The sequence below is a fragment of the Streptomyces sp. PKA51 genome, assembly GCF_057552455.1.
Window position 1 is genome coordinate 163,601 of sequence record NZ_BAAJPZ010000008.1, and the last position, 26,906, is coordinate 190,506.

Annotated in this window: 27 protein-coding genes; 13 read left to right on the forward strand and 14 right to left on the reverse strand. The window is 72.2% G+C overall.

Going from position 1 to position 26,906, the window contains the following annotated elements; translation table 11 throughout:
* Window positions 1-15: 15 nt before the first annotated feature.
* The 3 genes from AC27L3_RS15160 to AC27L3_RS15170 are packed head-to-tail and all read right to left on the reverse strand — an operon-like array spanning window position 16 to window position 3,608.
* The gene (locus AC27L3_RS15160; protein ID WP_487234536.1) at window positions 16-1,023 is read right to left on the reverse strand and encodes an ABC transporter permease; all 1,008 of its coding nucleotides are present in this window, start codon (window positions 1,021-1,023) and stop codon (window positions 16-18) included.
* On the reverse strand, window positions 1,016-1,939 hold the full coding sequence (locus tag AC27L3_RS15165) for an ABC transporter permease (RefSeq protein ID WP_487234537.1): 924 nt from the start codon (window positions 1,937-1,939) through the stop codon (window positions 1,016-1,018). The genes AC27L3_RS15160 and AC27L3_RS15165 overlap by 8 nt, the downstream gene beginning before the upstream one ends.
* Before the next feature lie 40 nt (window positions 1,940-1,979).
* Entirely contained in the window at window positions 1,980-3,608 is a 1,629-nt protein-coding gene (locus AC27L3_RS15170) for a peptide ABC transporter substrate-binding protein (RefSeq protein WP_487234538.1), read from the reverse strand.
* A 210-nt stretch (window positions 3,609-3,818) separates the two neighbouring features.
* Here AC27L3_RS15170 and AC27L3_RS15175 point away from each other — a divergent pair, with 210 nt between their 5' ends.
* The 4 genes from AC27L3_RS15175 to AC27L3_RS15190 are packed head-to-tail and all read left to right on the forward strand — an operon-like array spanning window position 3,819 to window position 6,109.
* Window positions 3,819-4,094 carry a hypothetical protein gene (locus AC27L3_RS15175; RefSeq protein ID WP_487234539.1) on the forward strand — a complete coding sequence of 92 codons (276 nt, stop codon included), beginning with the start codon at window positions 3,819-3,821 and terminating at the stop codon, window positions 4,092-4,094.
* 31 nt (window positions 4,095-4,125) lie between these two features.
* Window positions 4,126-4,650, forward strand: a complete 525-nt coding sequence (locus AC27L3_RS15180) for a hypothetical protein (protein ID WP_487234540.1) — start codon at window positions 4,126-4,128, stop codon at window positions 4,648-4,650.
* 5 nt (window positions 4,651-4,655) lie between these two features.
* Window positions 4,656-5,456 carry a hypothetical protein gene (locus AC27L3_RS15185; protein WP_487234541.1) on the forward strand — a complete coding sequence of 267 codons (801 nt, stop codon included), beginning with the start codon at window positions 4,656-4,658 and terminating at the stop codon, window positions 5,454-5,456.
* Window positions 5,457-5,500: 44 nt separating this feature from the next.
* Complete coding sequence (locus AC27L3_RS15190) at window positions 5,501-6,109, forward strand: DUF7691 family protein (RefSeq protein ID WP_487234542.1); 609 nt, start codon at window positions 5,501-5,503, stop codon at window positions 6,107-6,109.
* Here the strand turns inward: AC27L3_RS15190 and AC27L3_RS15195 are convergent.
* Window positions 6,106-6,426 (reverse strand): putative quinol monooxygenase, encoded by a 321-nt coding sequence (locus AC27L3_RS15195; protein WP_487234543.1) that lies wholly within the window; start codon window positions 6,424-6,426, stop codon window positions 6,106-6,108. The two genes, AC27L3_RS15190 and AC27L3_RS15195, sit on opposite strands and share 4 nt — an antisense overlap.
* 96 nt (window positions 6,427-6,522) lie before the next feature.
* Here AC27L3_RS15195 and AC27L3_RS15200 point away from each other — a divergent pair, with 96 nt between their 5' ends.
* Window positions 6,523-6,834, forward strand: coding sequence for an ArsR/SmtB family transcription factor (locus AC27L3_RS15200; RefSeq protein ID WP_487234544.1), 312 nt, complete (start codon window positions 6,523-6,525; stop codon window positions 6,832-6,834).
* On the opposite strand, the gene AC27L3_RS15205 is transcribed toward AC27L3_RS15200, so the two are convergent.
* The 8 genes from AC27L3_RS15205 to AC27L3_RS15240 form a co-directional block, all read right to left on the reverse strand.
* The gene (locus tag AC27L3_RS15205) at window positions 6,831-7,328 is read right to left on the reverse strand and encodes a cupin domain-containing protein (protein ID WP_487234545.1); all 498 of its coding nucleotides are present in this window, start codon (window positions 7,326-7,328) and stop codon (window positions 6,831-6,833) included. The two genes, AC27L3_RS15200 and AC27L3_RS15205, sit on opposite strands and share 4 nt — an antisense overlap.
* A 71-nt stretch (window positions 7,329-7,399) precedes the next feature.
* Complete coding sequence (locus AC27L3_RS15210) at window positions 7,400-7,849, reverse strand: hypothetical protein (RefSeq protein WP_487234546.1); 450 nt, start codon at window positions 7,847-7,849, stop codon at window positions 7,400-7,402.
* Window positions 7,850-7,956: 107 nt separating this feature from the next.
* Window positions 7,957-9,012: an ABC transporter ATP-binding protein gene (locus AC27L3_RS15215; RefSeq protein ID WP_487234547.1), complete on the reverse strand. Its 1,056-nt coding sequence runs from the start codon at window positions 9,010-9,012 to the stop codon at window positions 7,957-7,959.
* Window positions 9,009-10,010, reverse strand: a complete 1,002-nt coding sequence (locus AC27L3_RS15220; protein ID WP_487234548.1) for an ABC transporter ATP-binding protein — start codon at window positions 10,008-10,010, stop codon at window positions 9,009-9,011. The genes AC27L3_RS15215 and AC27L3_RS15220 overlap by 4 nt, the downstream gene beginning before the upstream one ends.
* A 176-nt stretch (window positions 10,011-10,186) precedes the next feature.
* A complete protein-coding gene (locus AC27L3_RS15225; protein ID WP_487234549.1) occupies window positions 10,187-11,164 on the reverse strand; it encodes an ABC transporter permease in 978 nt (325 codons plus the stop codon).
* A 22-nt stretch (window positions 11,165-11,186) separates the two neighbouring features.
* A complete protein-coding gene (locus AC27L3_RS15230; RefSeq protein WP_487234550.1) occupies window positions 11,187-12,998 on the reverse strand; it encodes an ABC transporter substrate-binding protein in 1,812 nt (603 codons plus the stop codon).
* A 25-nt stretch (window positions 12,999-13,023) separates the two neighbouring features.
* Entirely contained in the window at window positions 13,024-13,974 is a 951-nt protein-coding gene (locus tag AC27L3_RS15235) for an ABC transporter permease (RefSeq protein WP_487234551.1), read from the reverse strand.
* Window positions 13,975-14,079: 105 nt separating this feature from the next.
* A complete protein-coding gene (locus AC27L3_RS15240; RefSeq protein ID WP_487234552.1) occupies window positions 14,080-16,221 on the reverse strand; it encodes a S9 family peptidase in 2,142 nt (713 codons plus the stop codon).
* A gap of 273 nt (window positions 16,222-16,494) precedes the next feature.
* Here AC27L3_RS15240 and AC27L3_RS15245 point away from each other — a divergent pair, with 273 nt between their 5' ends.
* The 8 genes from AC27L3_RS15245 (at window position 16,495) to AC27L3_RS15280 (ending at window position 24,910) form a co-directional block, all read left to right on the forward strand.
* Complete coding sequence (locus AC27L3_RS15245; protein ID WP_344439842.1) at window positions 16,495-16,689, forward strand: hypothetical protein; 195 nt, start codon at window positions 16,495-16,497, stop codon at window positions 16,687-16,689.
* 52 nt (window positions 16,690-16,741) lie between these two features.
* Window positions 16,742-17,632: an N-acetyl-1-D-myo-inositol-2-amino-2-deoxy-alpha-D-glucopyranoside deacetylase gene (gene mshB / locus AC27L3_RS15250; protein ID WP_487234553.1), complete on the forward strand. Its 891-nt coding sequence runs from the start codon at window positions 16,742-16,744 to the stop codon at window positions 17,630-17,632.
* The gene (locus tag AC27L3_RS15255; RefSeq protein WP_487234554.1) at window positions 17,629-18,021 is read left to right on the forward strand and encodes a DUF6113 family protein; all 393 of its coding nucleotides are present in this window, start codon (window positions 17,629-17,631) and stop codon (window positions 18,019-18,021) included. The genes mshB and AC27L3_RS15255 overlap by 4 nt, the downstream gene beginning before the upstream one ends.
* A 181-nt stretch (window positions 18,022-18,202) precedes the next feature.
* Window positions 18,203-21,160 (forward strand): peptidoglycan binding domain-containing protein, encoded by a 2,958-nt coding sequence (locus tag AC27L3_RS15260; RefSeq protein WP_487234555.1) that lies wholly within the window; start codon window positions 18,203-18,205, stop codon window positions 21,158-21,160.
* A 165-nt stretch (window positions 21,161-21,325) separates the two neighbouring features.
* Window positions 21,326-22,279 carry an ABC transporter ATP-binding protein gene (locus tag AC27L3_RS15265; protein WP_487234556.1) on the forward strand — a complete coding sequence of 318 codons (954 nt, stop codon included), beginning with the start codon at window positions 21,326-21,328 and terminating at the stop codon, window positions 22,277-22,279.
* Window positions 22,276-23,016, forward strand: a complete 741-nt coding sequence (locus AC27L3_RS15270) for an ABC transporter permease (protein WP_487234557.1) — start codon at window positions 22,276-22,278, stop codon at window positions 23,014-23,016. The genes AC27L3_RS15265 and AC27L3_RS15270 overlap by 4 nt, the downstream gene beginning before the upstream one ends.
* Before the next feature lie 80 nt (window positions 23,017-23,096).
* Window positions 23,097-24,308 (forward strand): sensor histidine kinase, encoded by a 1,212-nt coding sequence (locus tag AC27L3_RS15275; protein WP_487234623.1) that lies wholly within the window; start codon window positions 23,097-23,099, stop codon window positions 24,306-24,308.
* Window positions 24,305-24,910 (forward strand): response regulator, encoded by a 606-nt coding sequence (locus tag AC27L3_RS15280; protein WP_487234558.1) that lies wholly within the window; start codon window positions 24,305-24,307, stop codon window positions 24,908-24,910. The genes AC27L3_RS15275 and AC27L3_RS15280 overlap by 4 nt, the downstream gene beginning before the upstream one ends.
* Before the next feature lie 24 nt (window positions 24,911-24,934).
* Here the strand turns inward: AC27L3_RS15280 and AC27L3_RS15285 are convergent, their stop codons facing one another.
* Both AC27L3_RS15285 and AC27L3_RS15290 read right to left on the reverse strand, forming a co-directional pair.
* Window positions 24,935-25,774, reverse strand: coding sequence for a transglutaminase family protein (locus AC27L3_RS15285; RefSeq protein WP_487234559.1), 840 nt, complete (start codon window positions 25,772-25,774; stop codon window positions 24,935-24,937).
* 13 nt (window positions 25,775-25,787) lie between these two features.
* Window positions 25,788-26,798, reverse strand: coding sequence for a GNAT family N-acetyltransferase (locus tag AC27L3_RS15290; RefSeq protein WP_487234560.1), 1,011 nt, complete (start codon window positions 26,796-26,798; stop codon window positions 25,788-25,790).
* Between the last annotated feature and the right edge of the window lie 108 nt (window positions 26,799-26,906).

Consider the following 26,906-nt stretch of genomic DNA (forward strand, 5'->3'; position numbering starts at 1 on the left):
TCATCTCGCCGTACCTCACCGCAGCTTGGGGTCGAGGGCGTCGCGCACCGCGTCGCCGAGCATGATGAAGGCGAGCACCGTGATGCTCAGCGCCGCCGCCGGCCACAGCAGCATGTGCGGGGCGTTGCGGATCATGGTCGAGGCGTTGGAGATGTCGATCCCCCAGGAGACGGTGGGCGGCTTGAGGCCGACGCCCACGAACGACAGCGTCGCCTCCAGCGCGATGTACGTGCCCAGCGCGATGGTGGCGACGACGATGACGGGGGCGACGGCGTTGGGCGCGATGTGCCGCAGCAGCAGCCGCGCGTTGCCGGCGCCCAGGGCGCGGGCGGCCTGGACGTAGTCGTGCTGCTTGGCGCCGACGACCGCGCCGCGCGCGATGCGGGAGACCTGCGGCCAGCCGAGCAGCACGATGAAGCCCACGACCGGCCAGACGGAGCCGCTGGGCACGACGGACAGGAAGACCAGGCCGCCCAGGATGATGGGGATGCCGAAGAAGACGTCGGCCAGCCGGGACAGCAGCGCGTCCCACCAGCCCCCGTAGTACCCGGCGAGCCCGCCGAGCAGGCTGCCCAGCAGGGCGGACCCGGTGGTGGCGCACACCCCGACGGTGATGGAGGCCCGCGCCCCGTAGACCGTACGGGTGAAGACGTCGCAGCCCTGCGCGTCGAAGCCGAAGGGGTGGCCGGACTGCGGCCCGTCCTGCGCCTTGGCCAGGTCGCAGGTCAGCGGGTTGCCGGAGGCGACGAGCGAGGGCCACACGGCGATGAGCACGAGGAAGACGATGACGAGGGCGGAGGCGACGAAGACGGGGTTGCGCCGCAGGTCGTGCCAGGCGTCGGACCACAGGCTGCGGGCCTTGGCGCCGGACGGGACGCCGGGCACGCCGGCGGGGACGCCGGGCAGCGGGCCGCGTTCGAGGGTCTCGGCGTCGCTGGTGGCCAGCGACATGGCCCCGCCGCCGCCCGGGGTGATGGTGTCCTTGGCCTCGTGCCGCACCGGTGGGTCGTCGGGCTCAGGCATAGCGGATCCTCGGGTCGAGCACGGCGTACAGGAGGTCGACGACCAGGTTGGCCACCAGGAAGACGATGACGAGGATGGTCACGAAGCCGACGACGGTGGGCGAGTTCTGGCGCAGGATGCCCTGGTAGAGCTGGAAGCCCACGCCGTGGATGTTGAAGATCCGCTCGGTGACGATGGCCCCGCCCATCAGGGCGCCGATGTCGGTGCCGATGAAGGTGACCACGGGGATGAGGGAGTTGCGCAGCAGGTGCCGGGTGACGACCCGGTGCCGGGGCAGGCCCTTGGCGACGGCCGTGCGCAGGTAGTCGGCGCGGGCGTTCTCGGTGATCGAGGTGCGGGTCAGGCGGGTGACGTACGCCAGCGAGGTGAGGGCGAGGACGACGCCGGGCAGCAGCAGTTCGTCCAGCGGGGCCTCGGGGGAGACGGAGGGGGAGGCCACGGCCCACTTCACGCCGAAGAGGAACTGCAGCACGTAGCCGCTGACGAAGGTGGGGACGGAGACCACGACCAGGGTCAGCAGCAGGACGGTGGTGTCCGTCCCGCGCCCGCGCCGCAGGCCGCTGAACAGGCCGAGGGTGATGCCGATGACGACCTCGAAGGCGATGGCGACGAGCGTCAGGCGTACGGTCACGGGGAAGGCGGTGCCCATCAGCTCGGTGACCGGCTGGCCGTTGAAGGCGGTGCCGAAGTCGCCGGTGAGGATCTGGCCCATGTAGTGCACGTACTGCTTCCACAGGGGCTGGTCGAGGTAGAGCTCGGCGCGGATGCGGGCGGCGGTCGCCGGGTCGGGGGCCTTGTCGCCGAACAGCGCGGCGACGGGGTCGCCGAGGGCGTAGACGAGGAGGAAGATCAGGAAGGTGCTGCCGACGAACACGGGGATCATCTGCAGCAGCCGCCGGATCACGTACCGTCCCATCAGGGCTCCTCGCGGCTACTCGACGACGGTCGGTTGACGGTTACTTGACGGTGATGCGCTCGTAGACGGGCACGCTGAAGGGGTTGAGCTCGACGTCGGAGACGGCGGTGGAGTAGCCGGCGCTGCCGTTCTGGTACCACAGCGGGATGGCGGGCATCAGGTCGGCGAGGACGTGCTCGGCGGAGCGGAACCTCGCCACCGCCTTGGCCGTGTCGGACTCGGCGTTCGCCTCGTCGACCAGCCGGTCGAAGTCCTGGTTGGAGAACTTGCCGTAGTTGGACGAGGCGCCCGTGTAGTAGAGGGGCTGCAGGAAGTTCTGGGCCAGCGGGTAGTCCATCTGCCAGCCGGAGCGGAACATCCCGGTGATGCGCTGGTCGGAGACCTGGTTGCGGAAGTCGGCGAAGGTGCCGACCGGATTGACGGTGCACGCCCCGTTGTTGCCGAGGGCGTTGTTGATGCTGTTGCAGACGGCGTCCATCCACACGCGGTGCGAACCGGTGTCGACGTTGGAGGTGATCGTCACCCTGCCGCCCGGCAGCCCGCCGCCCTCCTCGATCAGCCGCCTGGCCTGCCCGGGGTCGTAGGTGCAGGCGTCGCCGCACAGGCCGGCCTGGTAGCCGCCCTTGTCGCCCAGCACCGGCGAGGTCCAGTCGGAGGCGGGGGTGCGCGTCCTGCGGTAGATCTGCTCGGTGATCCGGTCCCGGTCGATGGCCATGGAGATGCCGCGCCGGACCTTCTCCTTGCCGGGCGCGGACCAGGCGGGATCGTACATCGGGAAGACGAGCGTCTGGATGATGCCGGCGGGCTGGTTGATGTAGCGGTCGTCGAGGTCGCTCTTGACGTTCTTCAGCTGTGTGCTGGGGATGTCGTCGACGACGTCGAGGTTGCCGGCCTGCAGGTCGGTGTAGGCGGTGTTGCTGTCGGTGTACACGCGCAGCTCGACGCCCGCGTTGCGGGCGCGGTCCTCGCCCGGATAGCCCTCCCAGCGGCTGAGGCGCATCTGCGAGCCGCGGGTGTAGGAGTCCACCAGGTACGGGCCGTTGCCCACCGGCCGCTTCAGCCAGCGGGCGTGGTCGTCGAAGAACGCCCGCGGCAGCGGGGCGTACGCGGCGTAGCCCAGGGTGTCGGGCCAGGTGGAGAACTTGGTGCGCAGGGCGACGGTGAAGGTGCGCTCGTCCTTGAGCACCAGCCCGGAGAGCGTCCTCGCGGTGGGGGAGCCGGAGGCCGGATGGACCTTGTCGTAGCCCTCGACGTCCTGGAAGAAGGAGGCGTTCTTCTGCTTGTTGGTGACGAGGGCGGCGTAGTTCCAGGCGTCGACGAACGACCGTGCCGTGACCTTCTCGCCGTTGCTGAAGCTCCAGCCGTCCTTGACGGTGACGGTGAAGTGCTGCTGGTCGGCGCTGTCGATCTTCTCGGCCAGCATGTCCTTGGCCTCGCCGGTGTGCGGGTCGTACTGCTTGAGGCCGCGGAAGATCATGGCGAGCACCTTGCCGCCCTGCACCTCGTTGGTGTTGGCCGGTTCCAGCGGGCTCTGCGGGTCGCCCCAGGAGGCCCGTACGACCCCGGCGCCGCTCGCGCCCCCGCCGCCACCGCACCCGCCCGCCGCCGCGGCGATGCCGGCGACGGCGGCCAGGGCCAGTACGACCCTGACCCGGGTGGGTGCGCGCATGGAAGTGCCTCCTCGGGGGACCTCCTCGGGGGGTTTGTCCTCATAACACCTCATGCGATGCCCTGGGACGGTGCGCCGGGGACGGCCGGGAGCAGAAACCGCCCATATGCGGGAGCGGGGGCGAGTGGCAGAACAGTCCATATGTGTGAGTTGTGGCTACTGTGCTGTTTGTCAGGAATCGCCGGGATCAGCGAGGAAAGGACGACCGACATGCGCGACGAGGCACAGGACGAGGTCATGGACGTGGCGGGGTTCATGGGCACCGCCCACCCCGCCCACTCCGCCCCGCAGCCCGTGGTGCCGGCCGGACGCCGGGCCGACGTCGACGACGTGGACGCCATCGGCGACGACGACATCACCCTCGACACCGCCATGGGAGCCGCCGCGTTCATGGAGCGCATCGTCGTCGGCGCCGGCCTCGGGCCCAACGCCAGCGCCGGCGAACTGCTGCGCACCCGCCGCGAGGCCCTGCGGACCCTGGACTGAGACGGCGGCGGGGCGGACGGGGGCGGTGCGCATGGACCCGTACGCGTACACGTGTGCCGCGGCCCTCGCCGCGTGGCTGCTGCTGTCCGCCGCGGCCCAGCTCGGGCCGCTGCTCCCGCGGCTGAAACAGTGGCAGCAGCGCTACGACCCGCTCGGCTTCGTCCCCCGCTACCACTTCTTCGCGCCACGGCCCGGCACGTACGACTACCACCTGCTGGTCCGTACGGGCCCGGACGGGCCGCCGTCCTTCGGGCCGTGGCGCGAACTCGCACCACCCCGGCCCCGGCGCTGGTGGCACCTGCTCTGGAACCCCGACCGCCGCCGGCGCAAGCAGCTCTTCGACCTCGCCATGCGGCTGTGCCGGGCCGACGCCCGGTGCGAGGACCCGGCCACCCCGCTGTCCGTCCCCTACCTGCTGCTGCTCGGCCACGCCGGCCACGCCGCCGGCGACGGCGGGCAGGTGCAGTTCATGATCGCCCGGTCGGCGGGCTACCGCGGGGGCGAACCCCCGCAGGCCGTGTTCGTCTCCCGCCCCCACCGGCTCGGCCCCCCATGACCGGCATGCCCCCGCACACCGCCCTGCGCCTGGTCGAGGCCGTCGCCGCGGCCGGCGTGCTGCTGGGCTCCCTCGAACGGCTCGCGCGCCCGCGCGAACTCGCCGACTCCTCCCTCGCCAGCTGGCCCGTCCTGCGCCTGCGCCACCCGCGGTACGCCTTCGGGCTCACCGGCGCCGCCCTCCACCCCGTCGTCGCCTACCCCGCCGTCCTGTGGCTCGTCGCCGCCCGCGCCGCCGCCGGGGCCTGCCTTCTCGTCCCCGGCACCACCCCCCGGCCCCTGCACGTGGCCCTGCTGACCGTCGTCGTCGCCTCCGGCGCCGCCCTCGGCCTGCGCGGCGCCGGCGGCGGCGAGGGCTCCGACCAAGTACTGAGGATCATCTTCGCCACCCTGCTGCTCGTCGCCCTCCACCCCACGGCCGCCGTCGAGCGCCTGGGCCTGTGGTTCCTGGCCCTGCAGGCGTGCCTCGCCTACTTCGCCTCCGGCATCTACAAGGTCACCTCCCGCCCCTGGCAGGACGGCACCGCCCTGACCGGCATCCTGAGCACCCGCTGCTACGGCCACCCCGGCGTGGCGACCTGGCTGACGGCCCACCCGACGACGACCACGTGGCTGTCGCGCGGGCTGAGCGCCGCGGAAACCCTCTTCCCCCTCGTCCTCCTCGCCCCGGCACCCCTGGTCCCGCTCGCTCTCGCCGCCGGCGCCCTCTTCCACGTCGCGTGCGCGGCGGTCATGGGCCTCAACTGCTTCGTCTGGGCCTTCACGGCGCTCTACCCGGCGGTGGCGTGGGCGGCACTGGGGCAGTAGGGCGGGGGCGGAGGACTGTCAGTGGTCGCCGCTAGGTTCACCGCATGAGTTCCGCACTGAGCGTGTACCTGCTCGACCTGACGAAGACGCGAGCTTTCATCGGCTCGGGCGACGACCGGCTCCTCGACGTCATCCGCACCGAATTCGGCGACCACCTGGCCGCCGACGACCGCTACTTCGACAGCGAGATAGCGCAGGGCGCCCCCACGGCGTACGAAGCCCTGCACGCCGTGGTGCACGGAGGCCCCTTCAGCGAGAACAAGAACCACGGCTTCCAGTACGCCTACGCGTACAAGCGGCTGTGCGAGCTGACGGGCCACTTCCTCGACAACTCCAACTTCTGCCCCTTCCGCGGCGACTGGCTCTCGGTCGTCGACCAGGGCCTGACGGCACTCGGCATCACCGCGGTCTCCGTGGTCTCCTTCGACCTCGGCTCCCTCCCCGACCCCCTGCCGTGGACCTACACCCCGGGGTACGGCGAATGGACCCCGGAACAGTGCGCTCAGGCGCTGGAACAGTTCGAGGAGACCAAGCGCACGGGCCACGCCCCGCCGCTGGAACCGGAGGTGGTGGAGGCGGTGATGGACTGCATCGGCTGGATGCGCCACGCGGCGAGCCGCCCGGGCTACGGGATAGCGGGCTTCCGGTCCTAGCGGGCGGTGCGGTCCTCGTACGGGCTGTGCATCGTCAGGTAGCGGATCTCCAGGTCGCGTTCCAGGTAGTCCATGCGGCGCTCCCAGAAGTCCTGGAGGTGGGGGAGGGCCAGGTGGGCGTCGAGGTCCTCCTTGGTGCGCCAGGCCTCGTAGAAGACGAAGACGCCCGGCGTGTTGCTGTCCTCGTGGAAGTGGTACTCCAGGCAGCCGGGCTCCTGGCGGGTCGGTTCGACGAAGGAGAGCAGGAGTTCGCGGAGTTCGTCCACGCGCTCGGGCTTGGGGTGGGCCGTGCCGACGAGGGTGAAGGGCTGGGGCATGGGGGCTCCAAGGCGGTAGGTACGGTTTCTTTCGTACCTCGCGGACGGTAGTGGCCGGCGAGGTACGATGCAACTCGTACCTGGGAGGTGATGGTGATGCCCGACGAGGAAGGGCACCCCGACGTGGCGGAGATGGAGCTGGGTGCCGTCCTGGCGGCGCTCGCCGACCCGTTGCGGCGGCGCGTCGTTGCGGAGCTGGCGGCCGGGCCCGACGGCGAGGCGCGCACCTGCAGTTCCTTCGCGCTGCCGGTCAGCAAGGCGACCGTCACCCATCACTTCCGCGTGCTGCGCGAGGCCGGGCTGGTCCGGCAGGTCGACCGGGGCAACAGCCGGATGGCCACCCTGCGCCGGGCCGACATCGAGCAGCGCTTCCCCGGACTGCTGGCCCTGCTCGTCGCCGAGGGCTAGCCGCGGGTCTCCAGTGCCGCGCGCCATGCCGGGCTGTCGACGTAGTGGTTGTCGAAGCGCTCGGAGGAGTCCTTGATCTCCTGGGGGCTCGCCTCTCCGCGCAGGACGCGGTTCAGGAGGCGGAAGTAGTCGAAGCGGCCCAGGCCGGGCGTGAAGGTGCACAGGACGTCGGCGTCGTGGCCAGGGGCGGCGCGGAAGGCGTGCGTCGTGTGCGGCGGGACGAGGAGGAAGTCGCCCGCGGTCAGCGTGGTGATCTCCTCGCCCAGCAGGACCTCCAGGGCGCCGTCGAGGACGTGGAAGAGCTCGCTCGCGCGGGTGTGGAAGTGGGCCGGGGCGCCCACCGCGCCCTTCGTGAAGCGCGAGCGGTAGGTGGTCACCAGACCGCCGGTGGTGTCGGAGTCCGCGAGGAGCGTCATGGTGCTGCTCGGATCGCTGACGGTCTCGGCCTCGGCGGCGCGGACGACGAGGGCGGCGGTGGGGTGCGTGCTGTTCATGTCATCGACCCTAGGCAGCAGGGAGCCCCCGTGAGGGGTGCAATTCCGGGGGGTTTTCGTGGGCCACTTGCTCAGTGCCGTGCCGTCGGCAGGCCCAGGGTGCGGAAGGTGACGCGCTGGTCGAACCACAGCAGCGCCGTTCCCGTCGCCGCCATCACCACGGCCAGCGCCAGGTGGCCCGCGGTCGAGGTGATCTCGGCCCCGGCGAGGGCCAGCGCGCCGTGCAGGCACACGCGCAGGGCGATCAGGCCGGCGGTGATCCAGCGGGTGCGGGAGTTCTTGAGCATGGCCTTGACCAGCTTCGTCCTGCCGCGCAGCACGGTCAGGCCCACCACGAGGTTCACCAGGCCCATGGCCGCCAGGATCATCCAGGCGTTCTCCCACGCCTTGCACAGGTCGTACGCCGCGCCCATCGAGCCCTCGAAGGCGAAGAACCAGGCCGGGAGGGGCTTGACGGACGTCAGGTCCGGAGCCGTCGCAGGGGCCGTGGTCGTGGTCTCGGTGGCCGTGGCGGTGGTCATTTCGGGTCCCCCGGGGTGTCGTGGCGTCTTCCTTCAACACCCACGATCCTTCCGGCAAGCCGCCCCGCGCGGCAGATGCGCGCGTCACCGGTGCGACAGGACAAATGTCAGGTACGCAGCGCCGGGTCGAGGACGACCTCCGTGTCCCGCGCGATGGTCGGCGGCTCCGGGAAGTGGCAGGCGGACAGGTGGCCTTCGGCGCTGCCCGCCGCCCGTACCAGCGGGGGCTCCTCCGTCGCGCAGCGGTCCGCGGCCTTCCAGCAGCGGGTGCGGAAGCGGCAACCGGAGGGCGGGCTCACCGGGGACGGTACGTCGCCGGCCAGCCGGATGCGCTCGCGCACCGCTCCCTCGGGCGGGGCGTCGGCGGCCTCCAGCGGTTCCGGCACCGCCGACAGCAGGGCGTGGGTGTAGGGGTGACGGGGGTGGCGGTAGATGTCGTCCCGGCCGCCCACCTCCACGATCTTGCCGAGGTACATCACGGCGACCCGCTGGGAGAAGTGCCGTACGACGGCGAGGTCGTGGGCGATGAAGACGAAGGCGATGCCGAGCTCGCCCTGCAGGGTGCGCAGGAGGTTGACGACCTGGGCCTGGATGGAGACGTCCAGGGCGGAGACCGGTTCGTCCGCCACGATCACCTTCGGCTCCAGTGCCAGGGCGCGCGCGATGCCGATGCGCTGGCGCTGGCCGCCGGAGAACTCGTGCGGGAAGCGGTTGTAGTGCTCGGGGTTGAGGCCGACCACCTCCAGCAGCTCCCGGACGCGGGCCTCCCGCCCGCCGGGCGGCGTGATGCCGTTGATCTCCATCGGTCCGGAGACGATACGGCCCACGGTCTGCCGCGGGTTGAGGGACGCGTACGGGTCCTGGAAGATCATCTGGATCTCGGAGCGGATCGGAGCCAGCTCCTTGCGGCCCGCGTGCGTGATGTCCTCGCCGCGGTAGCGGATCCGGCCGGCCGTCGGCTCCAGCAGGCGCGTCAGCAGCCGGCCTGTCGTCGACTTCCCGCAGCCCGACTCGCCGACCAGGCCGAAGCTCTCCCCGGACCGGACGGCCAGGTCGATGCCGTCGACGGCCTGGACCGCGCCGATCCTGCGCTTGAAGGGGAAGCCGGCCATGAGGGGGAAGTGCTTGGTCAGGCCCTCGGCGACGAGGACGTCGTCGGTCATGCGCCTGCCTCCCCGGTCTCCCGCAGGTGGCAGGCCGCGCCGTGACCCGTTCCGGGCGGCAGGTCCGGGCGCTGCGTACGGCAGCGGTCGCCGCCCACCTCGGCCGGGTACGCGCACCGCGGATGGAACGGACAGCCCGGCGGAGGGGCCAGCAGGCTCGGCGGGGCACCGGGAATGGGCGTCAGCGGCCGGTCCACGTCGGAGGTCAGGCGCGGCATCGAGCCCAGCAGGCCCCACGTGTACGGGTGGTGCGGCTCGCGCAGCACCTCGCGGACGGTGCCGCGCTCGACGGCCCGGCCCGCGTACATCACCAGCACCTCGTCGACGGTGTGCGAGACCACGCCCAGGTCGTGCGTGATCAGGACGATCGCCGAACCCGTCTGCTGCTGCAGATCCTTCAGCAGATCCAGGATCTGCGCCTGCACGGTCACGTCCAGGGCCGTCGTCGGCTCGTCGGCGATCAGCAGCTCCGGATCGCAGACCAGCGCCATCGCGATCATCGCGCGCTGCCGCATGCCGCCGGAGAACTGGTGCGGATAGTCGTCCACGCGCAGGGCCGGATTCGGGATGCCGACGCGGTGCAGCATCTCGATCGCCCGGAGGCGGGCGTCACGGCGCGAGGCGCCGGTGTGCTTGCGGAACGGCTCCGCGATCTGACGGCCGACGGAGTAGTACGGGGAGAGGGCGGTCAGCGAATCCTGGAAGATCATCGCCATCTTGTTGCCGCGCAGCTTTTCGAGGACGGACTCGGGGGCGGTGGTGATGTCCTCACCGTCGAGAACGATCTCACCGCGGGTCGTCGTCGTCCGCGGATCGTGCAGGCCGAGCACGGCGAGGCTGGTGACGGACTTGCCGGAACCGGACTCGCCGACGATGCCGAGGGTGCGGCCGCGGGGGAGGGAGAGGTCCAGGCCGTCGACGGCCTTGACGGTGCCGTCCTCGGTGGCGAAGTGGACGTGCAGGTCGCGGATGGAGAGGAAGGGGGCTGGGGCTGTCACGGGTGGCTCCCGGCGGGTCGGGGTGCGGGTGGTGCGCCTGCGGCGGGCCGAGCCCCGGTCCCGCCCTTTCACCGTTTCCGAGCGGGGCTGCGCCCCCTCGCACCCCCGGACCGGGCTTCGCCCGGTGTCCTCAAACGCCGGACGGGCTGAAAGCCCGCCGCGGGCGTGGGGGTTGCTCATGCCAGCCTCACCCTCGGGTCGATGAGGGCGTATGCCGCGTCCACGACGATGTTGGCGATCACGATCGCCGTGCAGCCCACCAGCATCACCGCCATCAGCGTCGGCAGGTCCGTCTCGCTGACGGAGGAGACCGCGAGGCGGCCCAGGCCGTGGAGGCTGAAGGTGGTTTCGGTGATGATGGCGCCGCCGAAGAGGGAGCCGAGGTCGATGCCGAAGATGGTGACGATGGGGGCGAGGGCGCCACGCCAGGCGTAGCGGAAGAAGACGGTGCGGCGGGAGAGGCCCTTGGCGCGGGCGGTGCGGACGTGGTCCTCGGCGAGTTGCTCGATCATCTGGGAGCGGGTCATCCGGCTGTAGTTGGCGATGAAGATGATGGAGAGCACCAGCCAGGGGATGAGCATGCCGGTGAACCACTTCACCGGGTCCTCGGTGATGGGGTGGTAGGCGGGGTTGTCCATCCAGTGCAGGCCGCTGACGAGGACGGCGAGGGCGATGACGCCGACGAAGTAGATCTGCAGGGCGTTGCCGAGGAGCGACAGGGAGCTGAAGAACTTGTCGATCCACGTGCCCCGGAAGGCTGCGGCGAGCATGCCGATGCCGACGCCGACGGTGAGGAAGACGACGGCACCGCCGAGGGTGATGGACAGCGTGGTCGGGAAGCGGTCGACGATGGTGTCCCAGACGGGTTGCTGGTTGGAGAAGGAGTAGCCGAAGCAGGGGGCCGGGCAGTGGCCGACGGAGAAGTCGCGGCCGGCGAAGATGCCGGCCATGTAGTGCCAGTACTGGACGGGCACCGGCCGGTCGAGGCCCAGGTTCTTGTTGATGACGGCCAGCGCGTCGGGGGTGCAGTTCTTGCCGCAGGACATCAGGGCGGGCTCGGAGGGCAGCGCGAAGAAGAGGAAGAAGGTGATCGCGCTGATGAGCACGGTGATGACGGCGGCCCCCAGGATGCGGCGGGCCAGGAATCTCAGCACGGTCGGTCCCCCTGCCCGCCGACTACTTCACGAAGACCGCGGTCGGGTCCACGGTTCCGTACACCGGGTGGTACTTCACGCCGCCGAGGTTCGAGCCCCACAGGGAGAACTGCCGGTTGTAGAAGGTGGGCACGCCGGCGACGTCCTCGGTGAGGATGCGGTCGGCGAGCTTCTGCCACTCGGGGGCGGCCATCTTCACGTCCGGGATGGCGGAGATGCGGTCGTCCTCCGCGTTGACCTTGGGGTTGTCGAGGTGGACGTAGTTCTGTGAACCGTCGGCGATCTGCCGGCCGTCGAAGAGCGGCGGTACGACGGTGGAGCTGATGGGCCAGTCGGCGCCCCACGAGTAGCGGTAGATGTCGAACTTGTTCTTCACCTCGGCGATGGCCGTGCGCCAGATGTTCGCGTCCACCTCCTTCTTCTGCACCTTGAAGCCGGCCCGCTCCAGGGCCTGGGTGACCACGACGGAGACCTTCTGCTGCACGTCGGTGTTGGCGTAGGCGTAGACGATCTCCTGGCCCAGCTTGCCGGCCTCCTTGAGCAGTTCCTTGGCCTTCTCCGGGTCGCCGGCGGGCTTGGCCTTCTTGCCGAAGGGGTCGGTGGGCCGGTAGCCGTCCATGGCGGGGGAGAGGTAGTTGGTGGCGACGACGCCGGCCGTGGAGCCGCCGTTCTGCTGCAGGATCTGGCCGTTGGGCATGGCGTACGCGAGCGCCTTGCGGACGCGGACGTCGGTGAGGCGGCTGGTGTTGAAGGCCATGTAGTCGACGTAGGGCTGGATCTCCAGCAGGCGCCGGGCCTTGGTGTCGGCCTGGGCGAGGACCTTCTCGGTCATCTCGGGTGCCACGGCGTTGGTGAAGGACAGCGCGTTCTTGTCGCCGCCCTGGTCGGCGAGGAAGCGGCGGGTGGAGTCCGCGTACTGGTGGCCGAAGCTGATCTCGAACCGGTCGGCGTACTGGTGGCGCACCGGGTCCGTCTTCGGATCCCAGTTCTCGTTGCGGACGAGGGTGAGCGACTTGCCCACCTTGTAGTCGCCGACCTTGTACGGGCCGCTGGAGAAGGGCGCGTTGTCGTACTTCTGCTTGGTGTCCTTCGCCGCCTTCACCGGCCCCATGTTGGGCATCGCGGTGGCGTACGGGGTGTCCGCGTGCGGCTGGCGGAAGTGGAAGACGACGGTCTTGTCGTCGGGGGTGTCCAGGACGGACGCCGGCAGGTGCTGCCCGTTGTACGGGCCGTCGGGCAGCGCCTTGCGGAAGTCGTTGGCCTCGCCGGAGAGCCACTGCGGGATGTACAGGGGGCCGTCGGTCTCGAAGGAGGCGTACAGGCGCTCGATGCCCCAGCGGACGTCCTGCGAGGTGATGGGCGAGCCGTCCTCGAACTTCAGCCCGTCCTTGAGGGTGAACCGCCACGTCTTCCCGCCGTCGGACGCCGTGCCCGCGTCGGTGGCCAGATCGCCGACGATCTTCACCCGGCCCTTGTCGTCGATCTTGTACGAGGTGAGGGTGCGGTTGTAGAGCATCTGGTTGGTCAGGGTGTCCGCGTAATAAATCTGACCGGGGTCCAAGTGGTTGAAGGCGTCTCGCTGCAGGACGGCGACCGTCCCGCCCTTCTTCGCGCCCGGCACCTCGGGCGCGGGGCCGGTGGAGTCGGCCTGGGTCCCGATCGAGTAGTTGCCCGAGACCGTCTTGTCCTCGCCCGCCTGCTGGCTCTCGCCGCCCTGCCCGCCGCCACCCCCTCCGCTGCTGCACGCGGTGAGCACCAGGGCCCCCGTGGCCAGGAAAGCGGCGATGCGCGCTCTCGGCGGAGCCGGACGGTGGCACGGGCGAATGGGCGTCATGGTCGAAGCACCTGCCTGTCGGTCGTCATCGTCTCGTCCTTGGGTCGAAGGCGTCCCGCACCGAGTCCCCGAGCAGGTTGAAGGCGACGACGAACGCGATCATCGCCAGCCCGGGGAAGAAGATGTAGGTGATGTCGCTCTCGTAGTAGCGGGCGCCATTGGCGAACATGCGGCCCCAGTCCGGGGTGGGCTCCAGGATCCCGACGCCGATGAAGGACAGACCAGCCTCTACGGTCACCATCGAAGGCAGCATCAGCGTCGTCTGGACGAGGATCGGCGTCCACAGGTTGGGCAGCAGCTCCCGGGAGATGATCCGCCACGGCGAGGCCCCGGTCACGCGCGCCGCCTCGACGAACTCCCGCTCCCGCAGGCTGAGCACCTGCCCGCGCAGCAACCGCGCCAGCCCCATCCAGCCCAGCACCCACAGCACGAGGATCAGGGTGACGACGCGCAGGGAGGTCGGCGTCTCCTTCTCCGGGCTCACGAAGAGCGCGTACACGACCGGGGTGAAGGCGATGAACGACAACTGCGCCGGGAAGGCGAGCAGCAGATCGATGAAACGACCCAGGAAGTAGTCCGTCCGACCGCCTGCGTAGCCGGCGGTCACCCCGACGAGGACGCCCGTCAGGACACACAGCACCGTCGCGGCGGTCGCGATCAGCAGGGAGGTGCGGATGCCGTAGGCGAGCTGGGTGAGCACGTCCCGGCCCAGCGTCGGCTCGATGCCGAACCAGAAGTCGGACGAGATGCCGCCGTTGGGGCGGACGGGATAGCCGTACTGGTTGAGCAGACCGGGGTCGTTCAGGCCGTAGGTGGTGGTGGGGTCCTTGCCGTACAGGGCGGAGATCAGGGGCGCGGCGAGGGCGACGAGGAAGAAGACGGCGACGACGTAGGCGGAGACCACGCCGGAGCGGTCGCGCTTGAAACGGCGCCACATGAGCTGGCCGGGTGAGCGGCCGACGAGCGCGTTGTCCATCGCCAAGTCCCCCGCGGATGCGTGTTGTTGCTGCGGACTGTGGCAACGGATGAATGCTGCAGTCAAGGGGGCGGGGGCAGGGGGTCCTGCCTCCGCCCCCTGCGACTACTTCCCCGCCGGCGGCAGCGAACGCCGCAGGAAGTCGACCTGCAGGAGCAGAAGGTTCTCCGCCACCTGTTCCTGCGGGGTCATGTGGGTGACGCCGGACAGGGGGAGGACCTCGTGGGGGTGGCCCGCGGCCAGGAGGGCCGAGGACAGGCGCAGGGTGTGGGCCGCCACCACGTTGTCGTCCGCCAGGCCGTGGATGATCATCAGCGGCCGGGCGGGGGCGATGGGGGCCGACAGGCCGGCGTCCGTGACGAGGGAGTTTCGGGCGTAGACCTCCGGGCGCTCCTGCGGCTGCCCCAGGTAGCGCTCGGTGTAGTGCGTGTCGTACAGCCGCCAGTCGGTGACCGGCGCCCCCGCCACCGCCGCGTGGAAGACGTCGGGGCGGCGCAGGACGGCGAGGGCCGCGAGGTAGCCGCCGTAGGACCAGCCGCGGATGCCGACCCGGCCGAGGTCGAGCGGGTACTGCCCGGCCAGCGCCTGCAGGGCCTCGACCTGGTCGTCGAGGGTGGCGCCGGCGAAGTCCTCGTGGATCGACTTCTCCCACTCCGGCGAGGTGTGCGGGGTGCCCCGGCCGTCGGCGACGATCACCGCGAAGCCCTGGTCGGCGAACCACTGGGAGGTCAGGTGCGCGTTGTGGGCGGCGACCACGCGCGGGCCGTGGGGGCCGCCGTAGGGGTCCATGAGCACCGGCAGCGGGCCGTCGGCCTCGCGGTAGCCGGTCGGCAGGAGCACGGCCGCGGGGATGCGGCGGGCGCCGGCGCGGGTCAGGCGCGGCCGGGCGGTCAGGACGGGGGTCTCGGCGTGGGAGACGACGGTGGCGACCTGCTTGCCGTCGCGCAGCACCCGCACCGCGGCGCCCGGTTCGCCGAGGGAGGCGGAGACCAGGACGGTGACGTCCCCGCTGCGGACGGCGGAGTTGCGGCCGCCGTCCGTGAGCCGCTCCACGAGGCCGTCGGCGACGCGGTAGACGTGGGACTCGCCGGTCGCGGCGTCGTTCTCGCCGGCGGCGGGCCCGGCGGAGGCGGCGACGAGCACGTCCTCGTCCGCGATGTCGAGAACGGCCTGGACGTGCAGCTCGGGACCGGTCAGGGCCCGGTCGCCGACGAGCAGGACGCGGGCGCCGTCGCGATCGGCGATGCGCACGAGTCGTCCGTCCGGTGTCCATGCGGGCACACCGTCGAACAGTTCAAGCCACTTCGGATCCTCTTCCGTCAGCAGCACATCCGTGGCACCAGTGGCCGGATCCAGGGTGAGGTACGCCTGTGCGCGCTGGTCGCGCGTCTGTACGAGCAGCAGCGGGCGGCCGCCGTCCGACCAGTGGACGCGCGCGAGGTAGGGGTAGCGCTCGCGGTCCCACTCGACGTCGGTGCGCGAGCCGTCCAGGCCCAGCACGGCCAGCGACACCGTCGCGTTGGGCGTCCCGGCCGCCGGGTAGGCCACCTCGGCCGGGGCGCTGCCGGGGTTGGCCGGGTCGGCGATCCACCAGCGCCCGACGGGCGCGTCGTCCGCGCGGGCCGCCAGCAGCGCGCTGCTGTCCGGCGCCCACCAGAAGCCGCGCATCCGGCTCATCTCCTCCGCGGCGATGAACTCCGCCAGGCCCCAGGTGACCGTCGCCGCCTCCGGCTCGGCCAGCGCCCGGTCGCCGCCGCCCTCGGCGTCCACCACCCGCAGGGCACCGCCCGCCACGTACGCCACGTGGCGGCCGTCGGGAGAGGGGCGCGGGTCGATGACCGGGCCCGGCACGGGCAGTTCGCGGGCCGTGCCGCTGCGCAGCTCGGCCACGAACAGCCGGCCGGACAGCGCGAAGGCCGCCAACTCCGCCGTGGCGTCCGTCGCGTATCCCACGACGCCCGCCGAGCCCTCCCGGACCCGCTCGCGGCGGGCCCGCTCCTCGGCCGACAGCTCCTCCTCGGAACCGCCCAGGAGCACGTGCGGGTCGGCGGCCGGGTACTCCCGGCCCTCGTCCAGGTCGAGCACCCACAGGACGTTGGCCCGGTCGGTGCCGGCGCGCGAGCGCAGGAACGCGACACGCGCGCCGTCCGGGGAGACGGTGAAGGCCCGCGGCGCGCCCAGCGAGAACCGCTGGGTGCGGGCGTACTGACGGGGGAAGGAGGCCGGTTCGCGGTGCTGTGCGGTCATGCGCGCGAGCCTACGTCCCCTACCATCCGGTTCACCCAGGTCGGCGAGAACTCGCCGTGCGCCCCGTGTTTGCTCCCGTGCTCCGAGTCATGCGCACACACGGAAAGTTATGATCGCTCGCGCATAGTGGGCACGGTTGTGGGTGTCCGGGTGCCCCCGGGCATTCGTATGTCTTTTGCCGTGCCGCCCGCGTAGTTCGCTGTGTGCTGTTCGCTGTTCCGCTGTACTCGTTGCCGAACCGTCCCGACCGCGCGTCCCTGGAGGTGAGCCGCTGTGGCGCTCTCGATTTCGGCGGTGGTGCTGCTGGCGATCATCGTCTTCCTGCTCGTCCGGAAGTCCGGACTGAAGCTGGGGCACGCGGTCGTCTGCATGCTGCTGGGCTTCTATCTCGCGAGCTCGTCCATGGGCCCGACCATCCACCAGCTCACCTCGAGCGTGACCGCGATGGTCAGCAACATCAAGTTCTGACCGGCGGCCCCGGCGGTCGGACCCCGGTCCGTACGACTCGTAGGCTGGTCCCATGACGGATCTTCCCGGCCGCCGGCTGCTCCTGGTGCACGCGCACCCGGACGACGAGTCGATCAACAACGGCGCGACCATGGCCATGTACGCCGCCGAGGGTGCCCACGTCACGCTCGTCACGTGCACGCTCGGCGAGGAGGGCGAGGTCATCCCGCCCGAACTGGCCCATCTCACCGCGGACCGGGACGACACCCTCGGCACCCACCGCGCGCAGGAACTCGCGGCCGCGATGCGGGAGCTCGGCGTCACCGACCACCGCCTCCTCGGCGGCCCCGGCCGCTACCGCGACTCCGGTATGACCGGTGCGCCCCAGAACGACGACCCGCGCAGCTTCTGGCAGGCCGACACCGACGAGGCCGCCACGTCCCTCGTGGAGGTGATCCGCCAGGTACGCCCCCAGGTCCTCGTCACCTACGACGCCGACGGCGGCTACGGCCACCCCGACCACATCAAGGCCAACCGGGTGGCCATGCGCGCCGCCGAACTCGCCGCCGAACCGGTCTTCCGGCGCGACCTCGGCGACCCCCACGAGATCGCCAAGATCTACTGGAACTGCGTACCGGCCTCCGCCGTCGACGCCGGCTTCGCACAGCTGCACGCACAGGAGGACCGGCACCCGGCCTTCACCGGCGTCGCCGCGCCCACCGACGTACCCGGCGTCGTCCCCGACGACGAGGTCACCGCCGTGCTCGACACCACCCGCCACGGCGACCGCAAGGCCGCCGCCATGCGCGCCCACGCCACCCAGGTCGTCGTCGACGGCGACTTCTTCGCCCTCTCCAACGGCCTCGGACAGCCGCTCTTCACCACCGAGTACTACCGCCTCGTCCGCGGCACGCCCGGCGGGCCCCTGCCCGAGAACGACCTCTTCGCGGGGGTGACGCAGTGAACGACGGCCTGCTCCGCCTGCCCGGCCCCGGACGCCTCGCCGCCTACCTCGGCCTCGCCGTACTCGGCTTCGCCGTCGGCGTCGCCGGAGCCCTCGTCCAAGGCGGCTGGTTCCCCACCGGATTGCTGCTGGCCCTGGCCGCCACCGGCGCCGTGTGCTGGGGCGCCGTCCTCCTCACCGGCGCCCGCGGCGGCGGCTACGCCGCCGGCCTCGGCTGGCTCGCCGCCGTCATGGTGCTCGCCGCCAACAGACCCGAGGGCGACTTCCTCTTCGGAGCCGGCATCGGCTCCTGGGGCTACCTGATCGGCGGAATGACCGCCGCTGTGATCTGTGCCACGGTTCCGAAGACGGCGCAACCGGACGGGCCTTCGGCCCGACTTGGCAAGTGACGTGACGATTTCTCCCCGACCGCCGTCCGGCCGGTCGGGGGAGTCCGCCAGCGGACGTCAATGACCGGCACGCGGTGCCCAGTATGGTGGTGCGCGCCGCCGAGCCTCCCCTGGCCTCCGGCAATGGGCGACCCCGAGCGAGGTCAACGAGGGCGGCAAAGAGTAACCGGGAGATCCTGCTTTGAGCCGTGCATCTGACAGTTCGTCCTCCGGGCCCAAGGGCCGCGGTGGCGCCTCGTACCCCTCGGGCACCCAGCCGTACGGGACCCCGACCGGGGAGGAAGCGGCCACTGGCGCCGCACCCGCATCGCCGGCTTCGGCGCCCGCCCAGGGCGAACCGAAGACCGAGACCACACTGACGACGCGGATCCGCATCAACATCCCGGGCTCACGGCCCATCCCTCCCGTCGTCATGCGCACGCCCGTCGGTGACGAGGCGGCCCCCGCCGACCCGGCCGCCGCGCCCGCGTCCGCGCCCGCCCCGGCGCCCGGCGGCGAGCCGCCGCGCAGCCGGGCGGGACTGCCGACGCGGCCCAAGCCGACGAAGAAGACCCCCGCCGCCGCGGCCGGCGCAGCGGCCGCGGCCGCATCCGACGGGACGCCCGCCGCCGGTGGTGCCGGCGGTGCCGGTGGCGAGAAGACCAGTGACTGGTTCGCCCCGCGCAAGTCGTCGGGCGCCCCGTCCGCGCCGCGCCGCCAGCCCCCGCTGCCGCGCCGCGACCCCGCGGGACGCCTGCCCCAGAGCGGCACGCCCACGGGTGCGGAGGCCGGTGCCGGTGCCGACGCCGGTTGGCAGGGTGACGTGCCGTCGACCGGCACGCCGGCCTGGACGGACACGGCGCAGGCTCCGACCGGTGCGGGCAAGAAGCAGCCTGCGGGCCGCAAGCCCGCGGCGGCTGACGCCGCGTCGACGGGTACGGGTGCCGGTGCCGCGTGGGACACCGGCCGGACTCCGGCCGGTACGGACGCCTGGGCGAACGGCGCCGCGCCGACCGGCACGGGCGCCGGCGTCGGCAGCGGTACGGACGCGTGGGCGAACGCCCAGGGCCAGAGCCAGGGCCAGGGCCAGGCCGCGGGCGGCAACGCCTGGGCCGGCGGCGCCGGCGCGGACGCGTGGGCGAATGGCCAGGGTCAGGGTCCGGCTGGTGTCGGGAAGAAGCAGTCTGCGGGTCGTAAGGCTCGTGGTGCGGCTGGGGCGCAGGCCGGTGGTGCTGCTCCTGCCGGTGGTGGCGCCGGTGCGTGGGCCGGCGGTCAGGGCCCGGCCGGTGCCGGTTCCGCGGCCGGTGTGGGCAGTGGTGCGGACGCGTGGGCGAACGGCCAGGGTCAGGGTCAGGGTCCGGCCGGTGCGGGGAAGAAGCAGCCTGCGGGTCGCAAGGCTCGTGGTGCGGCTGGGGCTCAGGCCGGTGGTGCTGCTCCTGCCGGTGGTGGCGCCGGTGCGTGGGCCGGTGGCCAGGGCCCGGCCGGTGCGGGTTCCGCGGCCGGTGTGGGCAGCGGTGCGGACGCGTGGGCCAATGGCCCGGCGCAAGCCGGTGGTCCGGCCGGCAGTGGCATGGGCCAGGGCCCGGCCGGTGGCGGCAGTGGTGCGGACGCGTGGGCGAACGGCCAGGGTCAGGGTCCGGCCGGTGGCGGTAGTGGTGCCGACGCGTGGGGCAATGGCCAGGCGCCCGCCGGGTGGGCCGATGACCCCGCGCAGGCGGGTGGGCAGAAGGCCAACCGTGGCAAGGGATGGGTGCGCGACACCGCGCAGCAGCCGCAGACCCGGCCCCCGGCCCAGCCGCAGGCTCCCGCGGCTCCGGGTGCTCAGACCACGCAGCAGTTCCCCGCCCCCAGCATCGGTGGGGTGCCCGCCGGTGGGGCCGCGTTCGCGGCCGGGCGGACGGACACGCCGCGTGAGGGCGTACCGGTCGTGCAGCAGCAGGCGCAGACGCAGGCGCAGGCCAAGCCCAAGGGCAAGAAGAAGGGCGGCGGGCAGAAGCCCGCCGGTGCCACCGCTCCGGCGCCCGTGCCGAACCCCGCGGGCGAGGCGCTGGTCAGCGGCGTGCCGCCGGTGCCGCCGGCGGGTGGCCCGGGTGGCAGGCCCGTGGACGGCGGTGCGCCCCGCGTCGCCGTGCCCAAGCCCAAGGGCGCCGTACCGGCCCCCGCTGCGGCCAAGCCGGCCGCCGGCAAGGCCGCGGCGAAGGCGAAGCCGGCACCCAAGAAGAAGGGCCGTTCGAAGCTCGTGCTCCTCGGCGGTGGCCTGGTGGGCCTGGTCGCCGTGGCGTACGGCGCGGGACTGCTGCTGGACCACGCCGACGTGCCCAACGGCACGACCGTGCTGGGCGTCGACATCGGCGGCAAGTCCAAGGACGAGGCCGTCAAGAAGCTGGACGCGGCGCTGGGCGGCCGGGCGTCGGCGCCGCTGAAGGTGTCGATCGGCGGCAAGTCGGCCGAGCTCAAGCCGTCGGTGGCGGGTCTGGCCATCGACACGCAGGAGACCGTGCGCGCGGCGGCCGGCCGGGACTACAACCCGGTCACCGTCCTCGGTTCGCTGGTCGGCAGCACGCATGCCGCCGAGCCGGCCGTGACCGTGGACGAGGAGAAGGTCGCGGCGGCGCTGAAGACGCTGGCCGGCGAGACGGGTGCGGCGAAGGACGGCACGATCAAGTTCGAGCCGGGCAAGGCGGTGGCGGTCTACGGTCAGCCGTACGAGGGCCTGGACGTGGACAAGTCGGTGCAGGCCGTCGCCAAGGCGTACCGCGACCGTGCGGCGAGCGGGCAGGACCGGCCGGTGACGCTGACCACCTCGGCCCAGCAGCCGAAGGTCAGCAATGCCGAGGTGGACCGGATGATGAAGGAGTTCGCGGTGCCCGCGATGTCCGGACTCGTCACGGTGCAGACGGACCCCGCGCACAGCATCCAGTTCGGTCCGGAGCGCTCCCTGCCGAAGATCCTCTCGGTCCGGGAGGTGGGCGGCAAGCTCGTCGAGACCTACGACCTCGAAGCGCTCAAGGAGCTGTACGGCACCAAGTTCAACGGTGTGCTCATCCAGCGCGGCGACGGCACCAAGAAGCCCGTCACCCCGCAGGACGTCGCCGGTGCGCTCGGCAAGGCGCTGCGCGCCAAGGGCGCGGCCCGCGTGGGGGTCATCCCGCTGAGCTGATGCCGCAGGGCACCCGACCGGTCCCCGTCGCCACCTGGGCGGCGGGGACCGGTCGTTTTCGGCCGTTCCGGGCAGGGTCACGGGGGCACCCATGACATCTGTCATGCCTGCCTGACGACGGCTGACACTGCCCGAAGCCGTGTTCGGCTTGGGATGATTCTTGCCATGACCACTACTGCAGGCACGTACACGGGGGAAGGGCGCCGCACGGGCGCTCCCGTGGTCAGCTTTTCGAATGTGAGCAAGAGCTACGGCACTGTGCGCGCCGTCGCCGACCTGAACCTCGACCTCTACCCGGGTGAGACCGTCGCCCTGCTCGGCCCCAACGGCGCCGGCAAGTCCTCGACGCTCGACCTGCTGCTGGGGCTGCGCAACCCCGACGCGGGCCGGGTGGAGGTCTTCGGCACCACGCCCGGGCAGGCCATCGCCCAGGGCCGGGTCGGCGCGATGCTGCAGTCCGGTGGTCTGATGGAGGAGGTCAAGGTCCGCGAGCTGGTCAAGCTCGCCTGCGACCTGCACCCCAAGGCCTTCCCCGTGGAGCAGGTGCTCGAAGCGGCCGACCTGACCTCCATAGCCGACCGCATGGTCAACAAGCTCTCCGGCGGCCAGGAGCAGCGCGTGCGCTTCGCGATGGCGACGGCCGGCGCCAACGACCTGATCATCCTGGACGAGCCGACCACGGGCATGGACGTCTCGGCCCGCCAGGCGTTCTGGAGCGTCATGCGCGAGCAGACGCGCCTGGGGCGTACGGTCCTGTTCGCCACCCACTACCTCGAAGAGGCCGACGCGATCGCCGACCGCGTGGTCGTGCTGCGCCAGGGCCGCGTCCTCGCGGACGGCTCCGCCGCCGAGATCAAGGCGCGGGCCGGCGGCCGCCGGATCGTCTTCGACCTCGACCGGCCGATCGGCGAGGGCGCGCTGCGCGAGCTGCCGTTCGTCAGCTCCCTGGAGGTCAACGGGCGCACCGTGCGCATCCAGTCCCAGGACGCCGACGCCACCGTCCACGCCCTGTACGGGCTCGGTCTCTACCCGCGCAACCTCGAGGTCGCGGGCCTCGGCCTGGAGCAGGCCTTCCTCGCCATCAACGACGCCGCGACCGCCGAGGAGGCGGCCCGATGAAGACTCTCATCAAGCTCGAAATCACGCGCACCCTGCGCAACAAGAAGTTCATGTTCTTCTCCGTGCTCTACCCCGCGCTGCTCTTCCTGGTCATCGCCGGTGGCGCCAGCGAGAAGCAGCTCGTCGAGGGCACGGACCTCACCCTGCCGCTGCTGATGATGGTCTCCATGGCCTCCTTCGGCGCCATCACCGCCGTCCTCGTGGGCGCCAGCGAGCGCATCGCCAAGGAGCGCGAGAAGGGCTGGGTGCGCCAGCTGCGCCTGACCGCCCTGCCGGGCCGCGGCTACGTGGGCGCCAAGGTCGCCTCCGCCGCCGTGGTCTCCCTGCCCTCCATCGTGGTCGTCTTCGCCGTCGCCGCGATCGTCAAGCACGTGCGGCTCGACGCCTGGCAGTGGGGCGCCCTCACGGGCGCCATCTGGGCCGGCAGCATCGTCTTCGCCGCGCTCGGCGTGGCCCTGGGCTACCTCGTCACCGGCGACGCCGTCCGCCCCGTGACGTTCATCGTCTACTTCGCCCTGTCCATCCTGGGCGGCCTGTGGATGCCCACCGCGACCTTCCCGGACTGGCTGCAGAGCATCGCCAAGTGGACGCCCACCCACGCGTACGCCGCACTGGGCCAGGCCATCGAGGTCGGCGACGCCCCGCACCTGAAGGACGTCTCGCTGCTGGCCGTCTACCTCGTGCTGTTCGCCGGTGCGGCCGCGATGCTGTACCGCAAGGACACCCACAAGTCCTGAACGGACGAGGCGAGCGAGGCGAGCGAGGAGAGACGGCCGTGGCCGCAGCCGAACGGCTCCGCACCGCGTGGCGGACCCTGATGGAGACGCAGGACACCCCGTCCTACGACAACACCATCGGGCAGGCACCGGAGAACCGGCGCCAGATGGTGATCAAGCTGATGTGGATCGGCATCTGGTTCGCCTACCTCGCCGCCCCCGCGGAGGACGTGCTCGGCCACCACCACGGCACCGCCGGCACGGCCGTCGGCGCCGTGGGCCTGCTGTCCTTCGTCGCCGCCTACCTCGTCCTGGTCTTCCGGCACATGGGCCGGGCCCTGCGGCGGCCCGTCGTCCTCTTCTGGCTGTGCGTGCTGCTCGCGCACGGCATGGCGCTCTCGCTGACGCTGGGCAGCCGGTGGCTGGTGCTCTTCGTCTTCACGAGCATCGCCTGCGGGGCCGTCCTGCCCGCCAAGCTCGCCCGCACGGCGATTCCACTGGTCACGGGGGTACTGGTGGCCGTCGCCATGGGCGCGCCCACCGCCGAGGGAACGCCGGGAACCTGGGGTGAACTCATCGTCGCCCTCGTCTTCCCGGCGCTCCTCGGCGGCTTCGCCATGGTCGGCGTGCGCCAGATGGCCCTGACCACCCGCGCCCTGCGCGAGGCCCGGGCCACCGTCGCCCACCTGGCCGCCAACGAGGAACGCCTGCGGCTCGCCCGCGACCTGCACGACCTCCTCGGGCACTCCCTCTCCCTCATCACCCTCAAGAGCGAACTGGCCGGGCGCATGCTGCCCGACCGGCCCGAGGCCGCCGCCCAGCAGGTCGCCGACATCGAACGCGTCAGCCGGCAGGCCCTCGTCGACGTCCGGGAGGCCGTCAGCGGCTTCCGCCGACCCACCCTCGACGCCGAACTCGCCGGCGCCCGCACCGCCCTCGCCGCCGCCGGCATCGCCGCCGACCTCACCCGCGCCCCCGGCAGCGGCCACCCCGACCTGCCCCCCGACGCCGAAGGCGCACTCGCCTGGGCCCTGCGCGAAGCCGTCACCAACGTCGTACGGCACAGCAGCGCCGGCCGCTGCGAAGTCGTCCTGGAGGAAGCCGGCGACACCATGTGCCTGACCGTCACCGACAACGGCAGCGGCGCGCCCGCCGGCACGTACGGCAACGGCCTGACCGGGCTGTCCGAACGGCTCGCCCTCGCCGACGGCCGCCTCACCACCGGCCCCGCCCCCGGCGGCGGCTTCCGCCTGCAGGCATCCGTCCCGCTGTCACGCCGGGCGGACACGCAGGACCCTACGCTGTCGCTGTGATACGAGTACTGCTTGCCGAGGACCAGTCGATGGTCCGGGAGGCCCTGGCCGCGCTCCTGGGACTGGAAGAGGACATCGAAGTCGTCGTCCAGGTCGCCCGCGGGGACGAAGTCCTGGACGCCGCCCGGCGCACGCCCGTCGACGTCGCGCTGCTGGACATCGAGATGCCCGGCATGACCGGACTGGACGTGGCGGGCCTCCTGCGGCGCGAGTTGCCGCAGCTCAAAGTCGTCATCCTCACCACCTTCGGCCGGCCCGGCTACCTGCGCCGCGCCATGGAATCCGGGGCGGACGCCTTCCTCGTCAAGGACGCGCCGGCAGCACAGCTGGCCGACGCGGTGCGCAGGGTCCTGCGGGGGGAACGCGTCATCGACCCCACCCTCGCCGCGGCCGCCCTGGCCGAGGGCGCCAACCCCCTCACCGACCGCGAACGGGCCGTGCTCACGGCCTCGGCGGACGGCTCGACGAACGCGGAACTGGCGAAGGGGCTGAGCCTGTCGCCGGGGACGGTGCGCAATTACCTGTCGACGGCGATCCAGAAGACGGGCGCGCGCAACCGCGCGGAGGCGGTGCGCATCGCGCGCGACAAGGGGTGGCTCTGACCTTCCGCGGCAAAGCCGCGGCCGTCAGTTCAGCATCGCCCGCGCCGCCAGGGCGCGATGGCGGACCGATTCCGCCGCTGCCGGTTCGACCGGGGCGATGACCTCCGCGTACTCCTCCATCTCGCGCGCCCCGCGCGCGAAGTCGCCGCGCTCCACCAGCAGCTCCGCCCGTTCGTAGCGCAGGCGCGCCGGGTGGGTGGGCAGCAGGAGGGAGAGTTCGACGGCCCACAGCTGGACGTCGCTGCGTTCGGGGCGGGCCGCCGCCCAGGCGCGGATGTTGTTGAGCATCCGCAGGATGATCTCCAGGGGTTCCGCCGGGGAGAAGGCCGCAGCGTCCAGGGGGGTGCCGGTGGCGCCGGCGACCAGGAGCCGGGCGTCGTCCTCGGACAGGACGCGTCCGCCGTCGAAGGGATCGGCCAGGACGTGGCGGCCCCACGGGTCGCCGAAGCCGACGACGAAGTGGCCGGGCAGGGCCACCCCGTACACGGGGGCGCCGGCGCGGCGGGCGACCTCCAGCCAGACCACGGACAGCAGGATCGGCAGGCCGCGGCGCCGCCTGAGGACCTCATGGAGCAGGGAGGACTCCAGGCGGCGGTACTCGGCGGGGGTGCCGTGGAAGCCGCAGCGGTCGCCGAGGAGCCGGGCGAGGGCGTCCGCCCACTGCCGGGGGTCGGCCGAGCGGCCGAGGGCGGGCAGCAGCCCGGCGAGCCGGTCCAGCTCGATCTGTGCGGCGTCGAGGTCGGCCTCCGGCAGCCCGTCCGCCGCCTCGGCGGAGATCAGCAGGCACAGCTGCGCCAGGTCGGGCCGGTCCTCGCGGGCCTCGGCGGCGAAGCAGCGCCGCCGGTCGGTGGTCTCGTCGTACATACCTGCCAGCGTCCTACTGCACCGGCCCGCGCCGGTAGTGGTAGCCGTGGTGAGTGGTGAAACCGAGCTCGTCGTAGAGGCCGGCGGCCGCGCCGTTGTCGCTCTCGACCTGCAGGTACGCCGCGGAGGCGCCCTCGTCGAGGGCGGTGCGGGCGAGGGCGGCCATGACCAGCGTGCCCAGGCCCTGCCGGCGCCGGGCGGGGCTGACGTGGAGGGCGGCGAAGCCGGCCCAGCGGCCGTCCACCACGCAGCGCGCTATGGCCGCCGGCCCCTCGCCTGCCTCCTCGCCGGGGACGGTCGCGAACCACACCGACGGCCCGCCCGTGAGCACGGCCAGGGCGGCGGCGGGGTCGCCGGTGCGTCCGTACGCCTCCAGCCAGGTGGCGTCCGGTTCGCGGCTCAGGCGTACGGCCGCGGCCTCGGCGGCCGGGACGGCGTCGGCGACGGGGGCCAGGGCCGCGGTGCGCAGCAGGGCGTGCCGTTCCGCGGTCCAGCCGTGGGCGGCCAGCTCCGCGTCCAGCCGCTCGTCGGCCGCGGCGTCCCCGGTGCTGACCTGGACGCACGGGGCGAGAGCACGTTCGGCGTACCAGGCGGTAATCCGTTCGAGGGCCTGCGGCAGGGGCAGGCCGCAGTCGCCGAGGGGCAGGACGGAGTTCGCCCGGTGGGTGAAGCCGCCGGCGGCGCGCAGGGTCCAGGCGCCCAGCCGGCCGGTGTCCGGGGCCGGCCAGCCGCGGGCGGCGACCTCGACGAGCTCACGGCGCCCGGCGGCCGGGCCCCGGCGCCGCGCGGGGGCCTGCGGAATCACCTTCGCCGCGACGAGCGTGGATTCCGCGACTTCCACGACCTCCCCGGAACGCCGTGTGATGCACAGCACACCCGCTGTCCACGAAGTGAGCACACCGACCGTGTCGGTGAATCGCTCGGGGGAACTCCCGGGGTCGTTCAGGCGCCGGATCGAGACCCTTTTTCCCACATCTGTGGCGCTGATCCGCACCGCCGGCCCTCCGCCCGTGGTGAATTCCACAGCTCTGCTCGCCCCTCTTGTTCGTCAGGTGCTCCGGGAGGGAGATACTAGGTGTGGGCATCGACGACGCCGCGCTCCCGCGCGAGATGAGCCCTACCGAGGAGGAAC

Bases quoted from the DNA above. Each gene is read 5' to 3' on its own strand.
- AC27L3_RS15265 (WP_487234556.1), top strand. From the start codon at position 21,326: ATGACCACTACTGCAGGCACGTACACGGGGGAAGGGCGCCGCACGGGC.
- AC27L3_RS15285 (WP_487234559.1), bottom strand. From the start codon at position 25,774: ATGTACGACGAGACCACCGACCGGCGGCGCTGCTTCGCCGCCGAGGCC.
- AC27L3_RS15235 (WP_487234551.1), bottom strand. From the start codon at position 13,974: ATGGACAACGCGCTCGTCGGCCGCTCACCCGGCCAGCTCATGTGGCGC.
- AC27L3_RS15195 (WP_487234543.1), bottom strand. From the start codon at position 6,426: ATGCCCCAGCCCTTCACCCTCGTCGGCACGGCCCACCCCAAGCCCGAG.
- AC27L3_RS15230 (WP_487234550.1), bottom strand. From the start codon at position 12,998: ATGACGCCCATTCGCCCGTGCCACCGTCCGGCTCCGCCGAGAGCGCGC.
- AC27L3_RS15180 (WP_487234540.1), top strand. From the start codon at position 4,126: ATGGACCCGTACGCGTACACGTGTGCCGCGGCCCTCGCCGCGTGGCTG.
- AC27L3_RS15175 (WP_487234539.1), top strand. From the start codon at position 3,819: ATGCGCGACGAGGCACAGGACGAGGTCATGGACGTGGCGGGGTTCATG.
- AC27L3_RS15165 (WP_487234537.1), bottom strand. From the start codon at position 1,939: ATGGGACGGTACGTGATCCGGCGGCTGCTGCAGATGATCCCCGTGTTC.
- AC27L3_RS15170 (WP_487234538.1), bottom strand. From the start codon at position 3,608: ATGCGCGCACCCACCCGGGTCAGGGTCGTACTGGCCCTGGCCGCCGTC.
- AC27L3_RS15190 (WP_487234542.1), top strand. From the start codon at position 5,501: ATGAGTTCCGCACTGAGCGTGTACCTGCTCGACCTGACGAAGACGCGA.
- AC27L3_RS15275 (WP_487234623.1), top strand. From the start codon at position 23,097: ATGGAGACGCAGGACACCCCGTCCTACGACAACACCATCGGGCAGGCA.
- AC27L3_RS15205 (WP_487234545.1), bottom strand. From the start codon at position 7,328: ATGAACAGCACGCACCCCACCGCCGCCCTCGTCGTCCGCGCCGCCGAG.
- mshB (WP_487234553.1), top strand. From the start codon at position 16,742: ATGACGGATCTTCCCGGCCGCCGGCTGCTCCTGGTGCACGCGCACCCG.
- AC27L3_RS15160 (WP_487234536.1), bottom strand. From the start codon at position 1,023: ATGCCTGAGCCCGACGACCCACCGGTGCGGCACGAGGCCAAGGACACC.
- AC27L3_RS15215 (WP_487234547.1), bottom strand. From the start codon at position 9,012: ATGACCGACGACGTCCTCGTCGCCGAGGGCCTGACCAAGCACTTCCCC.
- AC27L3_RS15240 (WP_487234552.1), bottom strand. From the start codon at position 16,221: ATGACCGCACAGCACCGCGAACCGGCCTCCTTCCCCCGTCAGTACGCC.
- AC27L3_RS15270 (WP_487234557.1), top strand. From the start codon at position 22,276: ATGAAGACTCTCATCAAGCTCGAAATCACGCGCACCCTGCGCAACAAG.
- AC27L3_RS15185 (WP_487234541.1), top strand. From the start codon at position 4,656: ATGCCCCCGCACACCGCCCTGCGCCTGGTCGAGGCCGTCGCCGCGGCC.
- AC27L3_RS15210 (WP_487234546.1), bottom strand. From the start codon at position 7,849: ATGACCACCGCCACGGCCACCGAGACCACGACCACGGCCCCTGCGACG.
- AC27L3_RS15200 (WP_487234544.1), top strand. From the start codon at position 6,523: ATGCCCGACGAGGAAGGGCACCCCGACGTGGCGGAGATGGAGCTGGGT.